Source organism: Pseudomonas rhodesiae (assembly GCF_007858255.1).
GTDB classification, from domain to species: Bacteria; Pseudomonadota; Gammaproteobacteria; order Pseudomonadales; family Pseudomonadaceae; genus Aquipseudomonas; species Aquipseudomonas rhodesiae.
Genome location: NZ_VFEU01000066.1, coordinates 1 through 1547, shown reverse-complemented (window position 1 = coordinate 1547; position 1547 = coordinate 1). Strand labels below are relative to the sequence as shown.

Below are 1547 nucleotides of genomic sequence, written 5' to 3'. Positions count from 1 at the left end.
AGCCAAGTAGGCGGAAGAGCCCGAACACCACATCGCTGTAGGCCCCGGTGTCGGTCATGATTTGCGTCGGCTGCAACTCGGTCTGCTGTTCCAGCACGACCGCCAGCAACACCAGGCTGTCGCGCAGGGTGCCGGGTACGGTGATGGCGTTGAGGCCGGAGAACTGGTCGGAAATCAGGTTGTACCAGGTGACGCCCCGGCCGGGGCCGAAATACTTCGGGTTGGGGCCGGCATGCACGGTGCGCACCGGTACGACGAAGCGCATGCCATCGGCGGAAGCGACCTCACCGCCGCCCCAGACCTGGGCCAGCTCCAGTTGGCTTTGTGCGCCGACCAGAATGGCGTTGGCCGCTGACAGGGTGTCGTCACGGATATAGTTCTGGCTGACCCAGGACAGCCGGTCGCGGCGCAGCGCCGGGTTGTCGGTGCGGATCAGCGGCTCCAGGCCGGTGTTGCAGGCCCCGCCCAGCAGCACCGCGCAGAGGCTGGTAACCAGGTTGTCAGCCCGTGCATTACGTTCGGACACATGCGTGAAGGCCTCGGCAAAGCCGGTACGAGCGGCGATCTCCAGGAGGATTTCCGGCAGATCGACACGCGGCATCAAGTCGGCCACGGCCGCCCGCAGTTGCAACAACGAGCTGGGTTCTTCCAGTTTGTCCAGCGCGCCAAGGGACAGCTCGGTCTTGCCCTCGGTGTTCTCGCTCAGTTGAATCGCGGGGTTGTCGGGCAGGCGTGCGGCCACCGCCTGCCAGGTAGCGTCCAGCTCGGCGCTCAGGGCATCCAAGGTGGTTTGGGCGTCGATGGTCAGGCCCAGCGACCGGCAGATGATCGGTCGCGCCGCCAGCCATTCGGCACCGTCGAGCAGGCCGAGACGGGGATCGGCATAGCGCCAACTGGGCGAGACGAAAACATCGCGGCGGCGTAGCGCCGTGCGCCGTGCGCAGTGCGCAGTGCATCGAGCGTGCAGAACACATAGGCGCCCATGTCGAGGGAACCATCTTCGCGGGTGATGTGCTTCTGCCAAGCCTTGGCCACGATCTCCTGCGGCGCGTCATCCTCCGGCTTCCTGCGGGGCAGGTTCAGTTGCAACCAATCCAGACTAGCCGCCACGCCCTTGCCGGCCGGGCTGAAGCCGAAGCGGATGTGCTTCAGCAGGTCGGGCAGGAAACGGCGCACACTGCGGTAGCGCGCTTCCAGCGCGAGGAAATAGACGTCATCGACCGGACGGATCAGCGCGTTGACCTCTTCCAGGGCCTTTTCCAGGGTAGTCCTCGGCAGGTCGTTGAACAGCCGGGCGCGCACGTTGTCATCGCTGATCGTGCTGTCCAGCACGACCTTGCAGGCGGCGGCGAGCGTCGCGGCCGACCGATCCAGGTCTTTCAGGCTGCGCATGCGGGCTTTCTTGTCGGCCCTCTCCGCATTGCTGAACAGGTCGCGCAGCAAGGCCTCCAGGACTTCCAGTGCGTCGTCGTGCGCAGTCGCCTCCAGGCAGAGTGCGAAGGCCACCAGTGTCGCCATCCGCCGCGACGCCGGCAGCCGATTAATCG

The 1547-nt window shown here is 65.9% G+C and carries 1 pseudogene; it reads right to left on the bottom strand.

The features are described 5' to 3' along the window. Nucleotides 1-1547 (bottom strand): annotated as a pseudogene (locus tag FIV35_RS29435) (Tn3 family transposase); the annotation flags it as partial.